The organism is Desmonostoc vinosum, assembly GCF_059505385.1.
The window spans coordinates 1-4543 of record NZ_JCACKM010000284.1 but is presented as its reverse complement, the minus strand read 5'-3'; the positions used below and the strand labels follow the sequence as shown (position 1 = coordinate 4543).

The following is a 4543-nucleotide window of genomic DNA, read 5'->3' as shown; positions in this document are numbered from 1 at the left end:
TTTCTGGGAATTTTTAATTCCTAAATTTTCTTTAATATCTGCGGAATGTGGGTTAGGAAGTTTAAGTTCAGCAGATTTTGAAAAAAAGTTCAAGAAGCTCAAATGGCTAACGAGGACAATTTGAAAATTGGGGTTGTAGATCAGCGAGCCTGGGCCCGGTAACCTGATAACTCAGTGGTAGCTCACTGATCTCAAAAACGCCAGATACAGGTGTAATTGCCGTATTTGGAGGATAAAACGGATGCCTGATCGCTACACGACTAACTCCCACCCGCCTAAAAAGGCTGATCGTCTCCAAAACTGAGTTATATTTTGTTAATTCAGAAGCAAACAGCACAACCCACCCACATGAATTGGCTCTGTTGAAATCAATCAAAGCTCTAGTTAGTTGATCTTTTGAAGTAGGCTTTTGATTATTATGTGCAATGGGTTTTCCGTTGATATATGCTCGACTATCTGCATCAAGCTGTACAAACAGTATAGGGGTGGGCTTTCCGTTAATATACGCTCGACCAGCCGCATCAATCTTTACAAACAACCTCGAAGACGGTTGCATCGTTGGCGTAGAGGTAGGGCTAACAGATGGTTGGCTGTTCGCGAGTTTGCAATTGACTGACACAAAAAACAGTGTAATTGCAAGAGTAACCGCCTTTCTGAGCCAGACCGCTCCACTCTCGAATAGCATCTTAAGACTCTCCTTATTTTTAGCCTATCTGTTAGATTCAAGCTAATATTCCCACTATTTGTTTAAGCAGTCTAACTATGTTATTATACGGAGATTTTTTGTATAGTATTTTTCTCAGTCCTAATATATCAAGCATTACAATTACCCGAAGAAAGACAAATTCTCCCAATCAATGAATATCAATTGCGTCCTTTGATTCCTCTAGAACCGGAAATACAGCAACAGGCATGGCAGCAGGCAGTACAGCAAGCTGGCGGTAAAGTCCCAAGTGGTAGAATCGTCAAAGACGTTGTGCAACGGATAATGGAGCGAACCAGAGTCCCGAACACCTATGTATTAGCGGACGCAAATCTACTGCCGAATTACGTGATGCAAGGTCAATATCAAGTCCTCTTTCTTGCTGAAAGCGAAAAACAGTTACTTGAACAAATTCAGCAAGTACCTGTAAACGAGTACAAAGCTCAACGTCGTAGATTAGCCTTGTCCGAAGCCCCTCGTCAACAAAAACATTGCCTTCATCATGATCCAGTTAGCGCAATACAAAGTTTAGTTCATCAACATCAAGAAATTCTCTCTGTGCTTGAGTCTCAGGCTCTTTCATCCCAATTAGATAGCTAGGGGTCTTGCTTATTCAAACGCGAACCACTAGTTTGCCATTCGCTTCATTAGCTTCCATTACGCGATGTGCCTCACGGATTTCATCAAACCGAAACACACGCGAAGGCTTGGCTTGATACTGACCGGACGCAACTTTTTGTGCGATCATCTGAAGCGGAACATCAGAGAGTGGAAATCCTGGTGTGCCAAATACAAAGCTGCCGAAAAAGGTCAAATAGACACCACTGGCCATTTGTAGGAGTGGATTGAAGTCAGCAATGGGAGCAAGCCCGCCCAACCAACCCGCCAGGCAGGCGCGACCACCACGGCACAGAATTTGAAGCGAGTCCAGGATCGTGCTATTTCCAACAAGATCCAGCACGGCATCGATTTGCTTTGCTTCGGTGATTCGTTTCGAGAGATCGGGCCTCTCCAACTCGACGCGATACGCACCGAGTTTCTCCAGCTTTTGGAAACGTTCACGATTGCGTGTGGTGGCGATCACCTTTGCGCCTGCATCCACCGCCATATTCAGCGCTGCCAATCCGAGAGAAGAGGTAGCACCACGAATTACCAGCGTCTCACCTTTCGCTATTTCAAGATTGCGAAATAAACAAGTCCAAGCTGTTGCGTAGGACTCCGGAATTGCAGCGAGTTCTTCCCAAGGAAGATTGGACTCGATTTGAGCCACACCAGTCACAAGTGCGCGGGTGTATTCTGCATAGCTGCCGTTGATCGTTCTTCCCAACCCACCCATGAGAGCAGCCACTTTGCTGCCAACAGCAAACTCCGCACCAGGGCAGGAATCCACGACACCAACACACTCAATGCCACTGACCTCGGCCGCCTCCGCCCACTCGCCTCTACGCATATGCATCTCAGCGTGATTAATCCCGAATGCCTTGACCTGAATCACAACGTGTCTTGCCTTTGGTTCAGGCTTAGGTATCTCCTTGACCACCAAACTGTCAAGACCACCAAAATGGTCGATTACGATAGCTCGCATATCAGTCTCCTTTTCTATCTCTCAACCCACGCTACAAAAGCGTTGCTTTCCTAGCGGACAAAATAACTTTAATAGCTCTACTTGATTTGGGCAGGATCAAATTCAGTGACTCGTCCCTGTCGGGCAGCCAAAAATACATCGTAGGTTACACAATAGGCAATGGTGATATCGTTGGCTTTGTTGTAGAGATGGACGACTGTGCCAGCTCCTCCTGCTTGGAGTGCAATCGGTTCGAGATCGCCAAAGAATAGACGGCGAATCGTGTCTCCACTACCTAATTCATCTTTTAACTTTTGTAGTAGAGCGAGCTTCTTCTCAAGGGTTAGGGGGGTTGGATCTGCCGATTTGGCTAGTTGATTCATGGCTACAATTGTTCCGTGATTTTACGGTGATACTCGTTCTGGAAGCCTGCCGAGATATATGGATTTCGGGACAGGTTGTTAACTTTATTACACGGGTTTACTAAACCCTTAATGTGAGCTTGTTTCAGCCTCAAGCATAAATACCAACTCCAGTTGAGAACATTGCCAAAAACAACAATTTTTGTCAATGTTAAGTATCATCTGCTGACATTACTTCCCACCTACGATATAAACCCTTTTTTTTTGGCACGATGACCCTTAGCACTCAAAATTCGGTGTTCAGTCACCAATAATTTGGATGAATTATGTAATAATAGTGTTTCTGTAGCGAAATGTAACTTGAAGTAATTTGCGTTCGCCTCAATAACGGCACACCTTGAGGCGATCGCCAAAGCAGAAGTATTCTCAATCAAAATGCTTCTGGTTAATTGTTCCAGAAGCATTTGGGGTGTGTTTTAACTAGGAGCAACTTCAACAGTTAACAGAACAATTGTACTATAAAAAGGCAACAATCTTGTCTCTACTTTTTGAGCTACTCATTACCAACAAACACAAGAAACTTCAACACGAAGTTAGGAATTAGTTTTATGGAGCAACAGCTTGAGTCGGTAGAAACTTATATTCAAGCGGTTGAAATGTACAATACCGCATTAAGATTTGCTCCCAATGACTTCAAAACGAACAAGCGTTTTGGCATGGCGTTAGAGAAGTTATGCTCACTACAGTTAGAGCAACGGCAGTACCTAAAGGCAACAGAGACTTTAAGCCGCGCGATCGCTGCATATGAAACTGCATTTTCCCAAACTCCTGATGATGTGCTTAATATCAGTTATTTGGGAATGGTCATAGAAAGATTAGCCGAACTGCAATCAAGCAACAAACAATATACAGAAGCATTCAGTACTTATGAGTACTGCCTTAAGACTTACGAAACTGCACTATTACTTAGTCCAAATGACTATTGCAATCATGCACTTAAGGCTGGTGCATTAACATCATTAGCTGATTTGCAATTTCTTCTTTTACAATACACGCAAGCATTAGATAATTACCAGCAAGCTGTTGATTGCTACGATGTCTCATTATCACTCAATCGCTTTAAAGCTAATGAGTTTGACAAAGCCCGGACTTTACAAAAATGGGGTAATTGTCTGAAGAAATTATCAAGAAATCAAGAAGCACTTAAATGTTATCAAACGGCAATGTCAGTATTCCAGCAATTACCGCCAAATGACAAACATGTTCTTTTTCTAATTGAACAGATGCAAAAACTAAATGATGGAACTTAAACAACAAGTTAGAGAAGTCTGTGTTGAGAAGCTTTCTCTACCCACTTGGCATTAACAAAAGCTATTATCAAAACAGAATTCAGGAGTCAGGAGTCAGAATGAGCGTATAAATGGGAGTCCGACTGGCGGATGAATAAACGGCGTTTTTGCACCTTTGCGCTTATCTTCGATGAGCGTGGTCTTCAATTAGTAGTGGGTTTGAATCCCCCACTAAGGTGTTCTGACTTCCTTTTTCAGAATAGCTGAATTCTTCTTCATTAATTACTTCAAATCAATGATAAATAAACTAAATTGAATGACTCGATTTGTACATGACGAATTTGCCAAGGACTATCTCGAAGAACTGTTAAAACCTTATGGAGAAGTAAAATCATCAAAAAAGATATCAGGAGAGATTAAAGAAATTGATGTGTTATTTACTCCATCAGCACAGCAAACCTCTAATTTAGAATTGCTAGGGCTACTGGGAAGATTTGCCGAATCTCCGGCAATATTTGAACCCTTTCGCAATGCTGCTTCTAGTGATGAAATTTGTGATTGTCTCCAAAAATTATAAGGATGGCTAGGCTGAAAACCCTTGAGGATGTGGCACGTCATAGTGCCA

5 protein-coding genes and 1 pseudogene are annotated in these 4543 nt (G+C 42.7%); 3 read left to right on the top strand and 3 right to left on the bottom strand.

Features of this window, described 5'->3' with window-relative positions:
- Window positions 1-868 precede the first annotated feature (868 nt).
- Window positions 869-1303 carry a hypothetical protein gene (locus AC5JMF_RS29960; RefSeq protein ID WP_495799346.1) on the top strand — a complete coding sequence of 145 codons (435 nt, stop codon included), beginning with the start codon at window positions 869-871 and terminating at the stop codon, window positions 1301-1303.
- Window positions 1304-1316: 13 nt separating this feature from the next.
- Here AC5JMF_RS29960 and AC5JMF_RS29955 read toward each other — a convergent pair whose 3' ends face one another.
- The 3 genes from AC5JMF_RS29955 to AC5JMF_RS29945 form a co-directional block, all read right to left on the bottom strand.
- Window positions 1317-2288 (bottom strand): zinc-binding alcohol dehydrogenase family protein, encoded by a 972-nt coding sequence (locus AC5JMF_RS29955; RefSeq protein WP_495799345.1) that lies wholly within the window; start codon window positions 2286-2288, stop codon window positions 1317-1319.
- A 77-nt stretch (window positions 2289-2365) separates the two neighbouring features.
- Complete coding sequence (locus tag AC5JMF_RS29950; RefSeq protein WP_495799344.1) at window positions 2366-2650, bottom strand: hypothetical protein; 285 nt, start codon at window positions 2648-2650, stop codon at window positions 2366-2368.
- A 221-nt stretch (window positions 2651-2871) separates the two neighbouring features.
- Entirely contained in the window at window positions 2872-3093 is a 222-nt protein-coding gene (locus tag AC5JMF_RS29945) for a hypothetical protein (protein WP_495799343.1), read from the bottom strand.
- 144 nt (window positions 3094-3237) lie between these two features.
- On the opposite strand from AC5JMF_RS29945, the gene AC5JMF_RS29940 reads away from it, so the two are divergent.
- Both AC5JMF_RS29940 and AC5JMF_RS29935 read left to right on the top strand, forming a co-directional pair.
- Window positions 3238-3939 (top strand): hypothetical protein, encoded by a 702-nt coding sequence (locus AC5JMF_RS29940; RefSeq protein WP_495799342.1) that lies wholly within the window; start codon window positions 3238-3240, stop codon window positions 3937-3939.
- Between the two features lie 295 nt (window positions 3940-4234).
- Window positions 4235-4492: pseudogene (locus AC5JMF_RS29935) on the top strand (DUF4351 domain-containing protein); the annotation flags it as partial.
- Window positions 4493-4543: the final 51 nt, after the last annotated feature.